At 69.7% G+C, this 15452-nt stretch carries 10 protein-coding genes; 4 read left to right on the top strand and 6 right to left on the bottom strand.

Annotated elements, in window-relative coordinates; all coding sequences use genetic code 11:
* Window positions 1-215: 215 nt before the first annotated feature.
* Window positions 216-2492 carry an AsmA family protein gene (locus R1Z03_RS06345; protein ID WP_372588269.1) on the top strand — a complete coding sequence of 759 codons (2277 nt, stop codon included), beginning with the start codon at window positions 216-218 and terminating at the stop codon, window positions 2490-2492.
* Between the two features lie 176 nt (window positions 2493-2668).
* Window positions 2669-3865 (top strand): FAD-dependent oxidoreductase, encoded by a 1197-nt coding sequence (locus R1Z03_RS06340; RefSeq protein ID WP_317357842.1) that lies wholly within the window; start codon window positions 2669-2671, stop codon window positions 3863-3865.
* 145 nt (window positions 3866-4010) lie between these two features.
* On the opposite strand, the gene R1Z03_RS06335 is transcribed toward R1Z03_RS06340, so the two are convergent.
* The 4 genes from R1Z03_RS06335 to ppa form a co-directional block, all read right to left on the bottom strand.
* Window positions 4011-7250, bottom strand: a complete 3240-nt coding sequence (locus tag R1Z03_RS06335; protein ID WP_317357840.1) for an error-prone DNA polymerase — start codon at window positions 7248-7250, stop codon at window positions 4011-4013.
* Window positions 7247-8893 carry a DNA polymerase Y family protein gene (locus R1Z03_RS06330; protein ID WP_317357837.1) on the bottom strand — a complete coding sequence of 549 codons (1647 nt, stop codon included), beginning with the start codon at window positions 8891-8893 and terminating at the stop codon, window positions 7247-7249. The genes R1Z03_RS06335 and R1Z03_RS06330 overlap by 4 nt, the downstream gene beginning before the upstream one ends.
* Window positions 8859-9806, bottom strand: a complete 948-nt coding sequence (gene imuA / locus R1Z03_RS06325) for a translesion DNA synthesis-associated protein ImuA (protein ID WP_284428509.1) — start codon at window positions 9804-9806, stop codon at window positions 8859-8861. Before imuA ends, R1Z03_RS06330 begins: the two co-directional genes overlap by 35 nt.
* Before the next feature lie 195 nt (window positions 9807-10001).
* On the bottom strand, window positions 10002-10529 hold the full coding sequence (ppa, locus tag R1Z03_RS06320) for an inorganic diphosphatase (protein WP_272569020.1): 528 nt from the start codon (window positions 10527-10529) through the stop codon (window positions 10002-10004).
* A 258-nt stretch (window positions 10530-10787) separates the two neighbouring features.
* On the opposite strand from ppa, the gene R1Z03_RS06315 reads away from it, so the two are divergent.
* Complete coding sequence (locus R1Z03_RS06315; RefSeq protein WP_317357832.1) at window positions 10788-12869, top strand: sodium-translocating pyrophosphatase; 2082 nt, start codon at window positions 10788-10790, stop codon at window positions 12867-12869.
* Window positions 12870-12915: 46 nt separating this feature from the next.
* Here R1Z03_RS06315 and R1Z03_RS06310 read toward each other — a convergent pair whose 3' ends face one another.
* Together R1Z03_RS06310 and R1Z03_RS06305 are read right to left on the bottom strand one after the other, a co-directional pair.
* Window positions 12916-13821, bottom strand: coding sequence for a hypothetical protein (locus tag R1Z03_RS06310; protein WP_317357829.1), 906 nt, complete (start codon window positions 13819-13821; stop codon window positions 12916-12918).
* A 235-nt stretch (window positions 13822-14056) separates the two neighbouring features.
* Window positions 14057-14587 carry an Mpo1-like protein gene (locus R1Z03_RS06305; RefSeq protein WP_317357827.1) on the bottom strand — a complete coding sequence of 177 codons (531 nt, stop codon included), beginning with the start codon at window positions 14585-14587 and terminating at the stop codon, window positions 14057-14059.
* Between the two features lie 140 nt (window positions 14588-14727).
* On the opposite strand from R1Z03_RS06305, the gene R1Z03_RS06300 reads away from it, so the two are divergent.
* The gene (locus tag R1Z03_RS06300; protein WP_317357825.1) at window positions 14728-15432 is read left to right on the top strand and encodes a Crp/Fnr family transcriptional regulator; all 705 of its coding nucleotides are present in this window, start codon (window positions 14728-14730) and stop codon (window positions 15430-15432) included.
* The last annotated feature ends 20 nt before the right edge of the window (window positions 15433-15452 follow it).

Below are 15452 nucleotides of genomic sequence, written 5' to 3'. Positions count from 1 at the left end.
TGCTGGATTTCTTCCGAGCCCTGCCGACCGAAACCGCTTGGCGCGGCAGCGCATCGCTCAATGCCACCGGGTCCGTTCGACAGTCTTTGATGCACGTCATTCCGCCCCGTGCAACAGCATGGTCGCCCCTGTAGGACAACGGCGGCAAAGCGGCATGGCAGCGGGAGGAAGCCGCAAGCGCGGGCTAGCATGGCCCCAAGAAAACGCCCATGACCATGCCCCCTGAGACTTCGCCTTCCTCCCCTGCGCCCACCCCTGCATCGCCCACGCCCTCCCGGAGGCGGCGGTCGCGGCTGCCGCTTGCCGCAGTGGCGGGGCTGCTCGTTGTGCTGCTGCTGTTGCTGGCCTTCGTGGCGTGGTTCGACTGGAATCGGGCCAAGCCCTGGATCAACCAGCAGGTCAGCGAGGCCACCGGCCGCCGCTTTGCCATCGAGGGCGATCTGAGGGCCCACTGGCAGTGGCCGCAGCCCGTGGAAACCGGCTGGCGCCGCTGGGTTCCAGGTGTCACGGTGCAGGCGGACCGGCTGGTGATGGACAACCGGGCGGACTTCGGGCACTTCGGCGCCCTGGATGTGCAGACGGACGATGCATCCACCGCCACCGTGAAGGCGCGTGCCGAGAAGGCCGCCGCATCGGCCACGCCTGCGGTGTCGGCTGCATCGGCGGCTTCCGTGCCGGCCGCGCCGGACAGCACGGCCTCGGTGCCCGCGTCCGGCCAGCCCATGGCCACACTGGGCAGCGTCAGTGCTTCGCTTCGGCTCCTGCCGCTGCTGTCGCGCCATGTGGCCATCGACACGCTGGTACTCACCGTGCCTGACGTGGCGCTGGCCCGCAAGGCCGACGGCAGCAACAACTGGACCTTCGACCGCCCCGCCAAGGACGGCGGGCCGGCGAAGCCCAATCCCTGGAGCGTGAGCGTGGGACGGCTCGTGGTGCGCGATGGCCAGCTGGCCTATGCCGATGCCGTGAAAGACCTGGCTTTCACCGCCAAGCTCGGAACCATCGATACGCCCGCCGGGCAGGCGCCCGGCCCGTACGGCGTGCGCTTCGAGGTGCGGGGCCGCTACGCCAAGGCCCGCATCCAGGGCCGGGGCGAAGGCGGGCACGTCATGGATCTGCGCGAAAAGGTCGTGGACTACCCGCTGCGGTTCAAGGCGAAGGCCGGCACGGTGGAAGCCGAGGTGGAAGGCATCCTGTCCAACCCGGCTGCGCTGTCGGGCATGGACCTGAAGGTGATGCTCAAGGCCGAGAGCATGGCCGACCTGTATGACCTGACCGGCCTGGTGCTGCCGAACACGCCGCCGTTTCGCACGCGCGGCCGGCTGGTGGGCAGCCTGGAGCCGGACAACGCGGTGTGGGAGTACCGCGATTTCGACGGCACCGTGGGCGACAGCGATCTGCATGGCAGTCTGACTTACACGTCGGCCAAGCCCCGCCCCCGCCTCAAGGGCACGATGACCTCCAAGAAGCTGCGTCTGGCCGACCTGGGGCCCGTGCTGGGCGCACCGACGGGCGAAGGCAAGGCGGAAAAAGGCACCTCCAAACGCCCCGGCAAGGTGCTGCCCGACGTGGCATTCGCCACCGACCGCTGGAACGCGATGGACCTGGACCTGACCTTCAGTGGCCAGCAGATCGTGCGCGACGAGAGCCTGCCGATCGAAAACCTGCGCGTGCATGCGGTGCTGGACAACGCCCTGCTCACCCTCTCGCCCCTGCAGTTCGGTGTGGCGCAGGGCAAGATCGATTCCACCGTGGTGCTGGACAGCCGCACCAAGCCGCTCAAGGCCCAGTTGCGCGGCAGCGTGGAAGGGCTGCGGCTGTCGGGCCTGTTTCCCAAGGTCGAACTGATGGAAAAGAGCTTCGGCCGGCTCGATGGTGCCGTGGCCCTGAACGGCAGTGGCCAGTCGGTGGCCAGCATGCTGGGCAGCGCCAGCGGCGAAACCCGCCTGTACATCCGCGATGGCCGTTTCAGCAAGCAGATGCTGGACCTGGCCGCGCTCAACGTGGGGAGCGTGGTGGTGGCCAAGCTCTTCGGCGACGACAAGGAAGTGCAGTTGCGCTGCGCCGTGGCCGACTTCGCGGTGAAAGACGGCATCGCGCAGACCCGCTCGGTGAAGCTGAGCACCAACGAGGCCACGGTGGAAGCCACCGGCACGGCCGACCTGGGCCGCGAGCACCTCGACCTGCGCATCAAGCCCGAATCGCTGCAGTGGAAGTTCTTCTCCCTGCGCACTCCGCTGTACGTGAAGGGCCCGTTCGCCGATCCCAAGGTGGGTCTGGAAGCCGGCCCGCTGCTGCTGCGCGCGGGCGCCGCCGTGGCGGCCGCCGTGGTCGCGCCGGTGGCGCTGGCGCTGGCCCCCATCACGGTGCCTGCAGCGGACGACGACGAGAACTGCGCCGTGCTGCTGGCCCGTGCCGGGGACAAGGTGCAGGGCGGTGCCGCAGGGGCAGCCCCAAAACCGCCAGCCTCCACGCCGGCCAAGGCGCGCTGAGACGTGCAAAGGCACGCTCAAGTGCGTTGAAGCGCTCCAAGGCGGGCATGATTGCTATATTTTTAATAGCGTAACCCCCTAGATCAATATGCGCCGAAGCCATTTTTGACCCGCATCCCATAGGCGCGCTTTCCCTGCGCACAGCGGTCTCGAGAAACCCATCTGGAAAGAACCCCATGCCACGGCACATCCTGATCACCGGCGCGAGCGTCGCCGGCAACACCGCCGCCTGGGCCCTGGCCCGGTCCGGCTGCAAAGTCACCGTGGTCGAACGGGCGCCGGAGTTCCGTGACGGCGGGCAGAACATCGACGTGCGCGGTGCAGGCCGCGAGGTGCTGCGCCGAATGGGACTGGAGCAGGCAGCGCTGGACCAGGGCACGGGCGAGGAAGGCACGGCCTGGATCGACGAGGATGGCCATGCCGTCGCCGAGTTCAAGACCGACGAACTGTCCAGCGACGGGCCCACCGCCGAGATGGAAATCCTGCGTGGCGACCTCGCCCGGCTGCTGTACGACGCGGCGCGCAAGCGGGCCGATTACCGGTTCGGAGACCATGTGGCGGCCATCGAAGACGATGGCACGGCGGCGACCGTGCGCTTCGCGGGCGGGCAGCAGGAGCGCTTCGATGCGGTGGTCGTCGCCGAGGGCGTGGGTTCGACCACGCGCGAACGGGTGTTTTCCGGCGAAAACGAACCGCGCTGGATGGACCTGACGCTCGCCTACTTCACCATCGCCCGTGCACCCGACGACGACCGGATGTGGCGCTGGTATCACACCACCGGCGGTCGAAGCGTCTCGCTGCGGCCCGACCGGCACGGCACCACGCGCGCCATGCTGACGATCCAGCGCCCCACGGAGGGCGAGCAGGACTGGGACATGGACAGGCAAAAGCGCTTTCTGCGCGAACAGTTTGCCGATGCCGGATGGCAGGCCCCGCGCGTGCTGGCGGGCATGGAGACGACCAGCGATTTCTACTTCGACGCGTTGCGTCAGGTGCGCCTTGCGCGGTGGCACCGTGGGCGTGTGGTGCTGACGGGCGACGCCGCCTGGTGCGCCACCCCGCTGGCAGGCATCGGCACGACGCTGGCCCTCACGGGCGCCTATGTGCTGGCCGGTGAAATCGCACGGGCTGGCGATGGAGGCAGGCTCGAAGAGGCTTTCGCCGCCTATGAAAAAGCCATGCGGCCGATGGTTGAACAGGGCCAGAACGTGCCCAAGATCGGTCCCCGCCTGATGAACCCCCACAGCCGGCTGGGCATTCACCTGCTGCACGGCGCGCTGCATCTGGCCAGCCTGCCAGGAGTGCGCGATGCGTTCGCGAAGCTGACGAACCGCCAGCTCGACGAGCCGGACCTGTCGCGCTACCCTGCGTGAGAGAGATCGACGCGGTGGTGCCTGAAAGGGGCGCCTGCTGGCATCGGCACACCGCGAAGCAGCAGCAGCAGCAGTAGCGAGGCAGTAGCGAGGCAGGCCGAGGCGCTGCACCGACGCACCGTTCCCCGGGAACCTCGCCCACTCCTCAATGGAAATCGCGGCTGCCGTCCAGCGCCTGGGCCAGGCGGCCGAGCAAGGGGGTCATGTCCTTGCACCGCTGGGCGACCAGGTGCCGCACCGCGCCCTGCCCTGGCGGCGTTCCCGGCGGGTTCGGACTGGACTGCCACAGGCCTTCCACCGCCAGCAGGCGCGAGCGCAGCAGCGCATTGCGCCAGGTCTCCACGAGCGACGGCCAGACGATGACGTTGACCGGCCCGGTCTCGTCTTCCAGCGTGATGAACATGGTGCCGTTGGCCGATCCGGGCCGCTGGCGCACGGTGACGATGCCGCAGGCACGCACGCGGCGGCCGTTGGGCATGTCGCGCAGCGCCAGGGCGGTCAACAGCCGCCAGCGCTCCAGCCGGCCGCGCAGCAGCGCCAGCGGATGGCGGCGCAGCGTGAGGCCCGTGGCCGCGTAGTCGAACAGGATCTCCTCGCCTTCGGGCGCCTCGGGCAGGGCCAGGGGTGCCTCGTTCACCGCCGCGTCCTGCAGCAAGGCCGGCGCGCGCCATTGCGCCGCGGCGTCCCAGGCCTGCTGGCGCCGGTGGCCCGACAGGGAGCGCAGCGCATCGGCTGCGGCCAATGCCTGCAGCGCGGGGCGGTCCAGCCGGGCGCGCAGGGCCAGGTCTTCGGTGCCGGCGAACGCCTGGACCGCGCGCGCCGCGACCAGCCGCTCGGCCGCGCCCTTCGCCAGCCCGGCCACCAGCCGCAGGCCCATGCGCACGGCCGGCTGCAGGTCGGCCACGCCACGCACGGGCTGGGGCTCGCCCTCCAGGGTCGCGTCCCAGTCGCTGTGCACCGCATCGATGGGCAGCACGCGCACGCCGTGGCGCACGGCGTCCTGCACCAGTTGTGAGGGCGTGTAGAAACCCATGGGCTGCGAGTTGAGCAGCGCCGCCAGAAAGCATGCGGGCTCGTGGCACTTGAACCAGCTGCTCGCATAAGCCAGCATGGCGAAGCTGTAGGCATGGCTCTCCGGGAAGCCGTATTCGCCAAACCCTTTGATCTGCTGAAAAATGCGCCGGGCAAAATCTTCGCGATAGCCGTTGGCAGCCATGCCTTCCATGAACGGCTGTTCGAAATGGTGGACGCCACCGGTGCGTTTCCATGCGGCCATGGAGCGGCGCAGCTCATCGGCCATGCCAGGCGTGAAGCGGGCAGCGATCATGGCGATCTGCATGACCTGCTCCTGGAAGATGGGAACGCCCAGCGTGCGCTCCAGGGCCTCTGTCAACTCTTTGTGCTCCAGTTCCAGCGGCTCGCCGCGCAACCGCCGCTCCCGGGCCTGCAGGTACGGGTGCACCATGCCGCCCTGGATCGGCCCCGGCCGCACGATGGCCACCTCGACCACCAGGTCATACAGCTCGCGCGGGCGCAGTCGCGGCAGCATGCTCATCTGCGCCCGGCTTTCGATCTGGAACACGCCCACGGTGTCGGCCGCGCAGATCATGTCGTAGGTGGTGCCGTCCTCGCGCGGGATGCCGGCCAGGTCCCAGTGCTCGCCGCGCAGCAGGGCGCGCAGGTCCAGGGCGCGGCGCAGCGCGCTCAGCATGCCCAGGGCGAGCACGTCCACCTTCATGAGGTGCATGTCGTCCAGGTCGTCCTTGTCCCACTGGATGATGGATCGGCCATCCATGCTGGCGGGCTCAACGGGCACCAGCCGCGTGAGCTTGCCCTCGGTGAGCACGAAGCCGCCGACGTGCTGGCTCAGGTGGCGCGGAAAGCCCTTCAGATCGCGCGCCAGCTTGAGCCACAGGTCGGCGATGTGCGGCGCCAGCGGCTCGTCCACGGCCTCGGCCAGTTCCTGCAGGCGTTCGGTGGCGATGGCCTCGTCGAACCAGTGGTGATCCTTGGCGAAGGCATCGATGAGCGCGGGCGCCACGCCCAGCGCCTTGCCCACGTCGCGCAGCGCGCTGCGCGTGCGGTAGCTGATGACCACGGCCGCGATGGCCGCCCGCTCGCGGCCGTACTTGTCGTAGATGTACTGGATGACCTCTTCGCGCCGGTCGTGCTCGAAGTCCACGTCGATGTCGGGCGGCTCGTCGCGCTCCTTGCTGATGAAGCGCTCGAACAGCAGCCGCGTCTTGGTCGGATCGACCGCCGTGACCCCGAGGCAAAAGCACACCGCCGAATTGGCGGCGGAGCCCCGCCCCTGGCACAGGATGCCCCGGCTGCGGGCGTAGCGCACGATGTCGTGCACGGTGAGGAAGTACATCTCGTAGCGGCAGTGCGCGATGAGGTCGAGCTCCTTGGCGATCTGCGTGCGCACGGTTTCCGGCACGCCCATCGGGTAGCGGCCCTGGGCGCCCTGCTCGGTGTACCAGGCCAGGGCTTCGCCCGGGGTCATGCCGGGCGGCACGGTTTCCTTCGGGTAACGGTAGCGGATCTCGTCGAGGCTGAAGGTGCAGCGCGCCGCCACGGCGAGCGTGGCCGCCAGCAGCGCGGGCGGGTAGATGGCGGCCAGCCGCATGCGCGCGCGCAGGTGCCGCTCGGCGTTGGGCTGCAGCGCGAAGCCGCATTCGGCCACGGGCCGCCCCAGGCGCACGGCGGTGACCACGTCCTGCAGGCGCTTGCGGCCGCGCACGTGCATGTGCACGTCGCCCGCCGCCACCAGCGGCAGGCCGAGCGTCTGCCCCACCTGCTCCAGCGTGGTCAGCCACAGGCTGTCGTCGGGGGCCAAAGGTTGCTCCACGGACAGCCAGGGGGCGATGCCCCATGGGCTCAATTGGGCCAATGCCCTAGAAAAACATGCCTCGATAGCTATCAAATCAGTAGCACCCAGGCGGTCGCGGCGCGGCGCCAGCAGCACCTCGCAGCCGCGCAGCAGCGCGAAGTCGGTGCCGGCGTGCAGGCGGTATTCGCCCTTGGGGGCTGCTTGGCGCGCGGCGGTGATGAACTCGCACAGGTTGCCCCAGCCCTCGGCGTCGCGCGCCAGCGCCACCAGGCGCAGATCGCCCCAGGCGAACTCGCTGCCCACGATGAGTTTCAGGCCGAGCCGCTTGGCCACGGTGTGCGCCCGCACCACGCCGGCCACCGAGCATTCGTCGGTGATCGCCAGCGCCGCGTAGCCCAGCTCCGCCGCGCGCTGCACCAGTTCGGCGGGGTGCGAGGCGCCGCGCTGGAAGCTGAAGTTGGTGAGGCAATGCAGCTCGGCATAGTCCGGCAGGGCATGCGTGGGCCGGGTCGGTGGCCCACCCGGGGATGGGAAGGCGGTGACGCCGCTCATCCGAACACCCCGTGCAGGAACCACTCGTGCCGGCCTGCCTCGCGCGTCCCCGCCCATTGCCGAAAGATCCACACCGTGCCCACGGTGTCGTTGTGGGCCACGAAATAGTCGCGCCGCTCCAGGTGCTGCGAGGCGTCCCACCAACCGCCATCGAAGCGGTGGGGACCGGCCAGCAGGCGCAGCGGGCCGTGCCACAGCGGGCGGCTGCCCTGCAAGACCAGGCGCTGGGGCGGGCGCAGCAGCCAGCCGGGCCACAGCGCGGCATCGGCGGCCACGGCGGCGGGCCGGGAATCGCGGTGGTCGGCAGTGCTGGCGCTGCTGCCAGCACTGCCTGCGCCGCCGTCGCGGCGGGCCGGCGCCGTGGCACGGCCATCGTCCGCCCTGCCCGCCCCCGCCGTGGTCGCGGCCCCCCCTCCAGAGCGTGCCCGGGGGGAGCGCGTGCCGGCGGGCCCCGGCACCGGTGCGGCCTGGCCCGCGGCCGGCTCCCAGCGCAGCATGCATTCCGGCCGGTGGTCCGCCTGCAGCACGGCCACCTGCACCTGCTGCGCACCGAGCCGGGCCGAGACCCGCTCCACCCACTGGTGCCAGGGCTCTCCCTGCGCGCGCCGTGCGTCTTCGGGGCTGGGCGGCAGCAGGCTGGCGCTGGCCTCGGCCCAGGGACGGGTGTCGGTGCCGCTCAGGGTGATCCGGTTCACCGGCGCGGCCAGGCGCTGGCGGCCCAGGTGCTCGGCGAGCAGGCGGCGCAGATGGGCCAGGTCCTGCGTGGGCTCGGCCGTGCGCACCGTCAGGCTTTGCTGGGCTGGCAGGTCCACGCCGTCGATGCGGCGCAGGTCGTGGCGCCAGGCCAGCTCCAGCGCCAGCACGCCCTGCTGGCGCGCCTGCAGCCAGCCGTGCAGCACCCCGAGCAGCCGGTTGGCGGACCACAGCAAGGTGCCGGCCGATTCGGCCAGCGCGGGCAGCTCGGCCGACAGCGAAAAGCGCTCGGGCAGCTCGATCCAGGGCAAGGGATGGGGCACGTCGCCAAAGGCCTGGTCCAGCGCCCGCAGGGCATCGGCCCCGAACCGGCGGGCCACGCCCGCCCGCGGCAAGGCCCGCAGCGCGCCCAGCGTGCGGCAGCCCATGCGCTCCAGGCTGGCGGCGTGCGGGCGCAGGGCGGCCAGGGTGCGCAAGGGCAGGTCGTGCGGCAACCGGCGCGGCGGGCGATGCGGAGGGTCGGCTTGGGCCAGCCGCAGCAGGGCCAGGGCTTCGAAGGCCGTGGCGCCTTGGGCCAGTGCCGTGTCGCCGCCGGAGGGCTGTGGCAGGCGGCGGGCGGCGGCCTTGTCCTTTTCTGGTCCTGGTCCTGGTCCTGGTTCTGGTTCTGGTTCTGGCCCTTGCCTTGGCCGTCCGGACGCTGGGGTTTCCTGCGCTTCGGCAGGCCCTGCCCGCTCGCCCTGCCCGCTGAAGGCCGGGCGGTGCTGGCGGATCAGCGAAAGCAGCCGGGCCCGGCCGCCCCAGAGGCGCTCGGTGCTGGCCACCTCCAGCAGCAGGGCTTCGTCGAGCAGCGCCACCCGGGGCGTGAAGCGCAGCGCCCACCAGCCCGCCGAGGCGGCCGGCGCGCCGGGCGGCAGCTCATCCAGCGACGAAGGCACGGCGATCCAGTGCATGGACCCGCTCCTGATGGACCGCCACCCCCTGTGGCGCGCCAGGCCGCTGTGCAGCCGGCACTGAGGCATCGCCCGGAAACCGGCGCGCCTTCAACGCCCGCATCGCCGCCAGCACGGCGGACAGCGCGGACGCATGCGCGCATACCGGCACCGGCTGCATCAACGGCGGCCCGCGCCGCTTGAGAACATGCACCTGAAGCACGCCGGGCGCCCTGCCCCCGTCCGGCCATCCCGGGACTTGCGCCGGAGCCGGCAGCCCCGGCGCGTGCCCCAGCGCTGGCGAACCTTCTGCCCCCTGAATCCCCTGGATCGCTGGAACGCCCTGCACCACCCACAGCCGCAGCGGCGCGGGCGAGGCTTGCTGGCGAAGGTCCTGCGGGCGGAACACCCAGAGCAGCGCCGCCTGCTGGGCCGCGGCCAGCTGCAGGCGGCGCAGCGCTTCGGGCGGCGCCTGGGGCAGCCAGGCCAACACGGCCAGCACGTCGCGGCAGCGCAGGGCCTGCTCGCTGGCCCAGGCGGCCGACTGGTCGTGCCGCGAAGGCAGGGGGCGCACGCGGCACAGCCGGTCGGCCGGCAGGCCCGCGGCCTGCAGCGCGGGAGCGAAGGGCTCGGCGGGCGGTGCCACCAGCACCACCTGCCCGCCCCGCTGCGCCACCGCCCGGGCGAGCGCCGGCAGCACCAGAGGCCACTCGGCCCCGCCCTGCGGCGGCTGCAGCACCTCGGTCATGGCCCCCAGGGGCCATCCCCCACCGGGCAGCGCCGCATCCAGCAGCGCATGGCCGGAAGGCTGCACGCGCCCGTTCTGCGCCGTGAGCGCATCGCCCTGCCACACGCCGGGCAGTTCCAGGCGGGCAGCGCTTTCCCTGCGGGCGGCGGCGTCCGGCGGGAGGGAGGCAAGGGCAAGGCGGGACATGGGGTGGGCATCGAAGACTGTTTAAATATACAGTATTCAAATCCGTTGCGGCCCAGCGCCATCCGCAGATACCGCCCCATGAAAAAAGCCTGCGGGCACGCAGGCCGGCAGGCTTTGGCAGGTTCGGCCCCGGGCGCCAGGGCGGCGGCCGGAATTGAGGAACCTGGGGAAAAGGAGCTAAAGGGAAGCGCCCTCTCACTTCTTGTAGTTGGCCAGGCCTTCCACGATTTCCTGGTGGGCGGCCTCGATGCCTTCCCAGCCCAGCACCTTGACCCACTTGCCTTCTTCCAGGTCCTTGTAGTGCTCGAAGAAGTGGCTGATGGCCTTCAGGCGCATCGGGTTTACGTCGTCCACGGTCTTCCAGTTTTCGTACATCTTGAGGACCTTGGTGGTGGGCACGGCCAGCACCTTGCCATCGACGCCCGCTTCGTCTTCCATCTTCAGGATGCCGAGCGCGCGGCAAGGCACGACCACGCCGGGCAGCAGCGGATAGGGGGTGATCACCAGCACGTCCACCGGGTCGCCGTCGCCGCTCAGCGTTTGCGGCACGTAGCCGTAGTTGGAGGGGTAGTACATGGCCGTGGTCATGAAACGGTCCACGAAGATGGCGCCCGATTCCTTGTCCACCTCGTACTTGATGGGGTCCGAGTCCATGGGGATTTCGATGACCACATTGAAGGTTTCAGGGGTGTTCTTGCCAGGGGTGACGTTGTTGAGGGACATGGATCTCTGAAGGTTGAGGAGGTGATGGGCTCCGGCGGCCGCGGGGCCAGCCCGCACCGGGCCGGGGGTGGCGCGATTTTAGGCGCACGCCCGGCCGCGCTTGCCCGCGCGGGCCCTTGGCAGTAAATTGGCTGCGTTGGCCAATCGTCTCCGCCTGCTCGCGCGCAGGCCCCGGGGCACGAGGAAGCAACGCAGCGGAAGCACCACCGATGCGTTGTGTTTCCTTTCCGTGCAATCGACACCCCAAGGAGAAAGAGCATGGCGAACCCGGCAGCGTTGAACCCTCCCCTGATACTGGCCCTGATCTGCGGATTGATCGCGGTGGCCTACGGCCTATGGGCCCGCCGCTGGATCCTTTCCAAGGACCCGGGCAACCCCCGCATGCAGGAGATCGCCGGCGCCATCCAGGCCGGCGCGGCCGCCTACCTGGCGCGCCAGTACCGCACCATCGCCATCGTGGGCGTGGTGCTGGCCGTGCTCATCGGCCTGTTCCTCGATGCCATGACGGCCGGGGGCTTCGTGGCCGGCGCGGTGCTGTCGGGCGCCTGCGGCTTCATCGGCATGAACGTGTCGGTGCGCGCCAACGTGCGCACCGCCCAGGCCGCCACGCAGGGCATGGGCCCGGCGCTGGACGTGGCCTTTCGCGGCGGCGCCATCACCGGCATGCTGGTGGTGGGCCTGGGGCTTTTGGGCGTGACCGGCTTTTGCTGGCTGCTGGTGGGACGCGGGCAGTTCACGCCCACGGCCGATCTGGCGGCGCTGCTCAACCCGCTGATCGGCTTTGCCTTCGGCTCCTCGCTGATCTCGATCTTCGCGCGGCTGGGCGGCGGCATCTTCACCAAGGGCGCGGACGTGGGGGCCGACCTGGTGGGCAAGGTGGAGGCCGGCATTCCCGAGGACGACCCGCGCAACCCCGTCGTGATCGCCGACAACGTGGGCGACAACGTGGGCGACTGCGCCGGCATGGCCGCCGACCTGTTCGAGACCTACGCCGTCACGCTGATCGCCACCATGGTGCTGGGCGCCCTCATGGTGACGGCCGCGCCGGTGGCCGCGGTGACCTACCCGCTGGCGCTGGGTGCGGTGTCCATCCTCGCGTCCATCGTGGGCTGCTTTTTCGTCAAGGCCTCGCCCGGCATGAAGAACGTGATGCCGGCGCTGTACAAGGGCCTGGCGATCGCGGGCGTGATCTCGCTGGTGGCCTTCTGGTTCGTCACCGCCTGGCTGGTGCCGGACAACGCCATCGCGGCCAGCGGCAGCCAGATGCGGCTCTTCGGCGCCTGCGCGACGGGCCTGGTGCTCACGGCCGCGCTGGTGTGGATCACCGAGTTCTACACCGGCACGCAGTATTCGCCCGTGCAGCACATCGCACAGGCCTCCACCACAGGGCACGGCACCAACATCATCGCGGGGCTGGGCGTGTCGATGCGCTCGACCGCCTGGCCGGTGCTGTGCGTGTGCCTGGCCATCCTGGTGTCGTATGCGCTCGCGGGCCTGTACGGAGTGGCGGTGGCGGCCACGGCCATGCTCAGCATGGCGGGCATCGTCGTGGCGCTGGATGCCTACGGCCCCATCACCGACAACGCCGGCGGCATCGCCGAGATGGCCGAAATGCCCGCCAGCGTGCGCGAGATCACCGACCCGCTGGACGCCGTGGGCAACACCACCAAGGCCGTCACCAAGGGCTACGCCATCGGCTCGGCGGGGCTGGCGGCGCTGGTGCTGTTCGCCGACTACACGCACAAGCTCTCGGCCTATGGCCAGGCCATCCGCTTCGACCTGTCGGACCCGATGGTGATCGTGGGCCTGTTCATCGGCGGGCTCATCCCCTACCTGTTCGGCGCCATGGCGATGGAGGCCGTGGGCCGCGCGGCGGGCGCGGTGGTGGTCGAGGTGCGCCGCCAATTCCAGACCATCCCCGGCATCATGGACGGCACGGGCAAGCCCGAGTATGGCAAGGCCGTGGACATGCTGACCACCGCCGCCATCAAGGAGATGGTGGTCCCCAGCCTGCTGCCGGTGGTGGTGCCCATCGCCGTGGGCCTGCTGCTGGGACCGAAGGCGCTGGGCGGGCTGCTGATGGGCACCATCGTGACCGGCCTGTTCGTGGCGATCAGCATGTGCACCGGCGGCGGCGCCTGGGACAACGCCAAGAAATACATCGAGGACGGCCACCACGGCGGCAAGGGCAGCGAGGCGCACAAGGCCGCCGTCACCGGTGACACCGTGGGCGACCCCTACAAGGACACGGCCGGCCCGGCGGTGAACCCGCTCATCAAGATCATCAACATCGTGGCGCTGCTGATCGTGCCGCTGGTGGTGCGGTTTCACGGGGGGTGAGCCCGCCCCGGCACGGGCAGCGGCCTGGAGCCCAGCGGCTTGGGGCCTATTGCCCGTTCACCAGCAGGCGCGTCGCCTCCGACGTCTTGACGCCGTTGGCATTGGCCGTGCGCACGACCAGACCCTTGTACCGGCCCGAGGCGACCAGCCAGGTGTAGCTGACGTTGGACGTCGTCGCGCCGCCGGTCACCTCGATCTTGACCTTGCAGGCGGGAAACGTCCCGGCCAGCACGCTGACCGACTCTGTGGAATAGGTGGTGATGCTGGTCTGCGCCAGCGCGGGCTGCGTGGTCCCGCCGCTTTCCGTCGTGGTGGAATAACTGGCCGCGTAGGCCGTGTCCAAGGCAGGGTTCAGCGGTGCACCCGTATAGGCGTAGGGCGTGAAATAGCTGCTGGCCGTGGTGGTCGTGCCCTGAAAGAGATTGGAGACGGTCAAACCGTAGGTCTGCCGCACGTCACCGACAACGCTTGAATAATTGTTTTCGGTCGTGGTCATGACGCTGCCGCCGAAGGATCCATTAACGGCGGCGTTGCTGTAAGTGGTGGTATTGACCTGGTTCACCAGGAATAGCCCGGTCCTGCCGCGAAAGCTCGCGCCATTCGACGTGGCGAATCTGCGTTGCTGGGTGGAAATGACCGTGGTGCCGTCGGTGTAATACACGTTGGCGTCGATCTGGGCGGTATTGCCGGCCACCGTGAGGACATGGCCGTCCTCGCCGCAATCGCTGGCGACGGTCGAAGGGGTGGTGGGCGTTGCGGGTGCCGTATCGCCTGGGGCGGGCGTCACGGGGGTGGTGCCACCCGTGGTGCCGGTGCTGCTGTCGCCACCCCCTCCGCCTCCGCAGGCCGATAAAACGCACAGGGCGATGACCCCGAATACCTTGGTGGTGGTTTTGGAAATTCCGAAAGAGCCAGAGATGTTGGAAAGATTTTTGGTTTCTGGACGATTCATGGTTGCGCGCAGGTTTTGGAAAGGCCCGTAGCCTATGCGAGGCGCAACCAATGACTGGAGCAATTTCACTCAGTTACATCTGCATGCCATTCAGCGCAACAAAACCCACACGCCATTGAAATCAATTGGCAATTTCTCTAAAAATGCATTAGTGCTTCTATTTTTTTACTTGGCATGGCGTATGTCCACCGAATAGAAAATCGCAACTTTTTATAAAAAGAAACCAAACGGCGCGTCAGGCAGCCGTGCCTTGCCCGTGCGGGCGCAGGCGCACCGGGCCCGAGCGCGCCTCGATGGCTGCCTGCACCTCGCGCCGCAAGCCCATCGCAAAGCCCAGCTCGGCCGCCACGAACAGCGGGCCGACGAGCAGGCCCACCAGGTCGTCCACGAATGCCGGCTTGCGGCCTTCGTAGTAGTGGCCCACGAACTGGATGACCCAGCCCACCACGAACAGCCCCAGCCCCGCGCCCAGCCACAGCGCCGTGGATTGCGCGGCCAGCCATTGGCCCACGGCCAGCATGGCGGCGAGCGCCAGCGCCATGGTCACGCCGTAGCGCACATCGAGCCGAAAATAAAAGACGCACGCGGCCAGCGCGGCCAGCAGCGCGAGCGACACGGGCAGCCCGCCCAGCATCGCTGCGGGGCGAGACAGCAGCACCGTCACGGCCAGCATGATCATGGGCACGCCGATGAAATGGGTGTGGATGTTGCGCGGGTCGCGGTGGTAGTCGGCATAGCCCGACAGGTGGTCGATCAGGGTTTTCATAGGGTGTCTCCGGGGTCTGTGCGTCGCCGCTGCGCGGAATAATCGCGCCAGTGCGGCCAGGGCGTCTGTCGGCCAGCCGACACAACGCGCCACGGCTGGAGCCCGCGAACACGCTCCGGGCGCCGCCCTCCTTCTCTTTCATGACCTCCCCCGCCGACCACCTGCCCACCCTGCGCTCCGGCCGCTGGTTCGCCGCGCTGCCCGCCGATCTGGCGCAGGCCTTGATGGCGCGGGCCGAGCTGCGGTCGCTGGCCCCGGCGCAGGCCCTGTTTCTGCGCGGCGACGCCCCCTGCGGGCTCTATGCCGTGGTGCGCGGCGCCATCGACATCTCGGGCGTGGGCGGCCAGAGCGACAAGGCGCGCGCCTCGCTGCTCACGCGGCTGGAGGCGCCGGCCTGGTTCGGCGAGATCGCGCTGTTCGACGGCTCGGTGCGCACGCACGATGCGCACGCCGCCACCCAGGCCACGCTGCTGCACGTGCCCCAGGAGCTGCTGCTGGCCCACCTGGCGCGGCACCCGCAGCACTGGCATGCGCTGGCCCTGCTGTTGACCGACAAGCTGCGCACCTCGCTGGTCGCCATGGAAGAGATGGCCCTCCTGCCCGCGCCGCAGCGGGTGGCGCGGCGGCTGGCGCTGATGGCCGAAGGCTACGGCCAATGGACGGACGCGGGCCGGTCGCGGCGCGTGATCGCCCTGTCGCAGGAGGAGCTGTCGCTGATGCTGGCGTTGTCGCGCCAGACCATCAACCAGATCCTGAAAGACCTGCAGGCGCGCGGCCTGCTGCAGGTGCACCGCGGGGAGATCGAGGTGTGCGACCTGCCGGCGCTGCGCGCGGCGGGCGGCTGAGCGCAGGCCCCTCGACCGCT

Origin of the sequence: Acidovorax sp. BLS4 (assembly GCF_032929295.1) — a bacterium.
Taxonomy (GTDB): domain Bacteria; phylum Pseudomonadota; class Gammaproteobacteria; order Burkholderiales; family Burkholderiaceae_C; genus Paracidovorax.
The sequence above is the reverse complement of the archived record's forward strand: the minus strand, read 5'-3'. Positions and strand labels throughout refer to the sequence as shown.

What these genes read in the sequence shown, in the direction of transcription:
- R1Z03_RS06345 (WP_372588269.1), top strand. Translation starts at nt 216, where the DNA reads ATGCCCCCTGAGACTTCGCCTTCCTCCCCTGCGCCCACCCCTGCATCG.
- R1Z03_RS06340 (WP_317357842.1), top strand. Translation starts at nt 2,669, where the DNA reads ATGCCACGGCACATCCTGATCACCGGCGCGAGCGTCGCCGGCAACACC.
- R1Z03_RS06335 (WP_317357840.1), bottom strand. Translation starts at nt 7,250, where the DNA reads ATGAGCGGCGTCACCGCCTTCCCATCCCCGGGTGGGCCACCGACCCGG.
- R1Z03_RS06330 (WP_317357837.1), bottom strand. Translation starts at nt 8,893, where the DNA reads ATGCACTGGATCGCCGTGCCTTCGTCGCTGGATGAGCTGCCGCCCGGC.
- imuA (WP_284428509.1), bottom strand. Translation starts at nt 9,806, where the DNA reads ATGTCCCGCCTTGCCCTTGCCTCCCTCCCGCCGGACGCCGCCGCCCGC.
- ppa (WP_272569020.1), bottom strand. Translation starts at nt 10,529, where the DNA reads ATGTCCCTCAACAACGTCACCCCTGGCAAGAACACCCCTGAAACCTTC.
- R1Z03_RS06315 (WP_317357832.1), top strand. Translation starts at nt 10,788, where the DNA reads ATGGCGAACCCGGCAGCGTTGAACCCTCCCCTGATACTGGCCCTGATC.
- R1Z03_RS06310 (WP_317357829.1), bottom strand. Translation starts at nt 13,821, where the DNA reads ATGAATCGTCCAGAAACCAAAAATCTTTCCAACATCTCTGGCTCTTTC.
- R1Z03_RS06305 (WP_317357827.1), bottom strand. Translation starts at nt 14,587, where the DNA reads ATGAAAACCCTGATCGACCACCTGTCGGGCTATGCCGACTACCACCGC.
- R1Z03_RS06300 (WP_317357825.1), top strand. Translation starts at nt 14,728, where the DNA reads ATGACCTCCCCCGCCGACCACCTGCCCACCCTGCGCTCCGGCCGCTGG.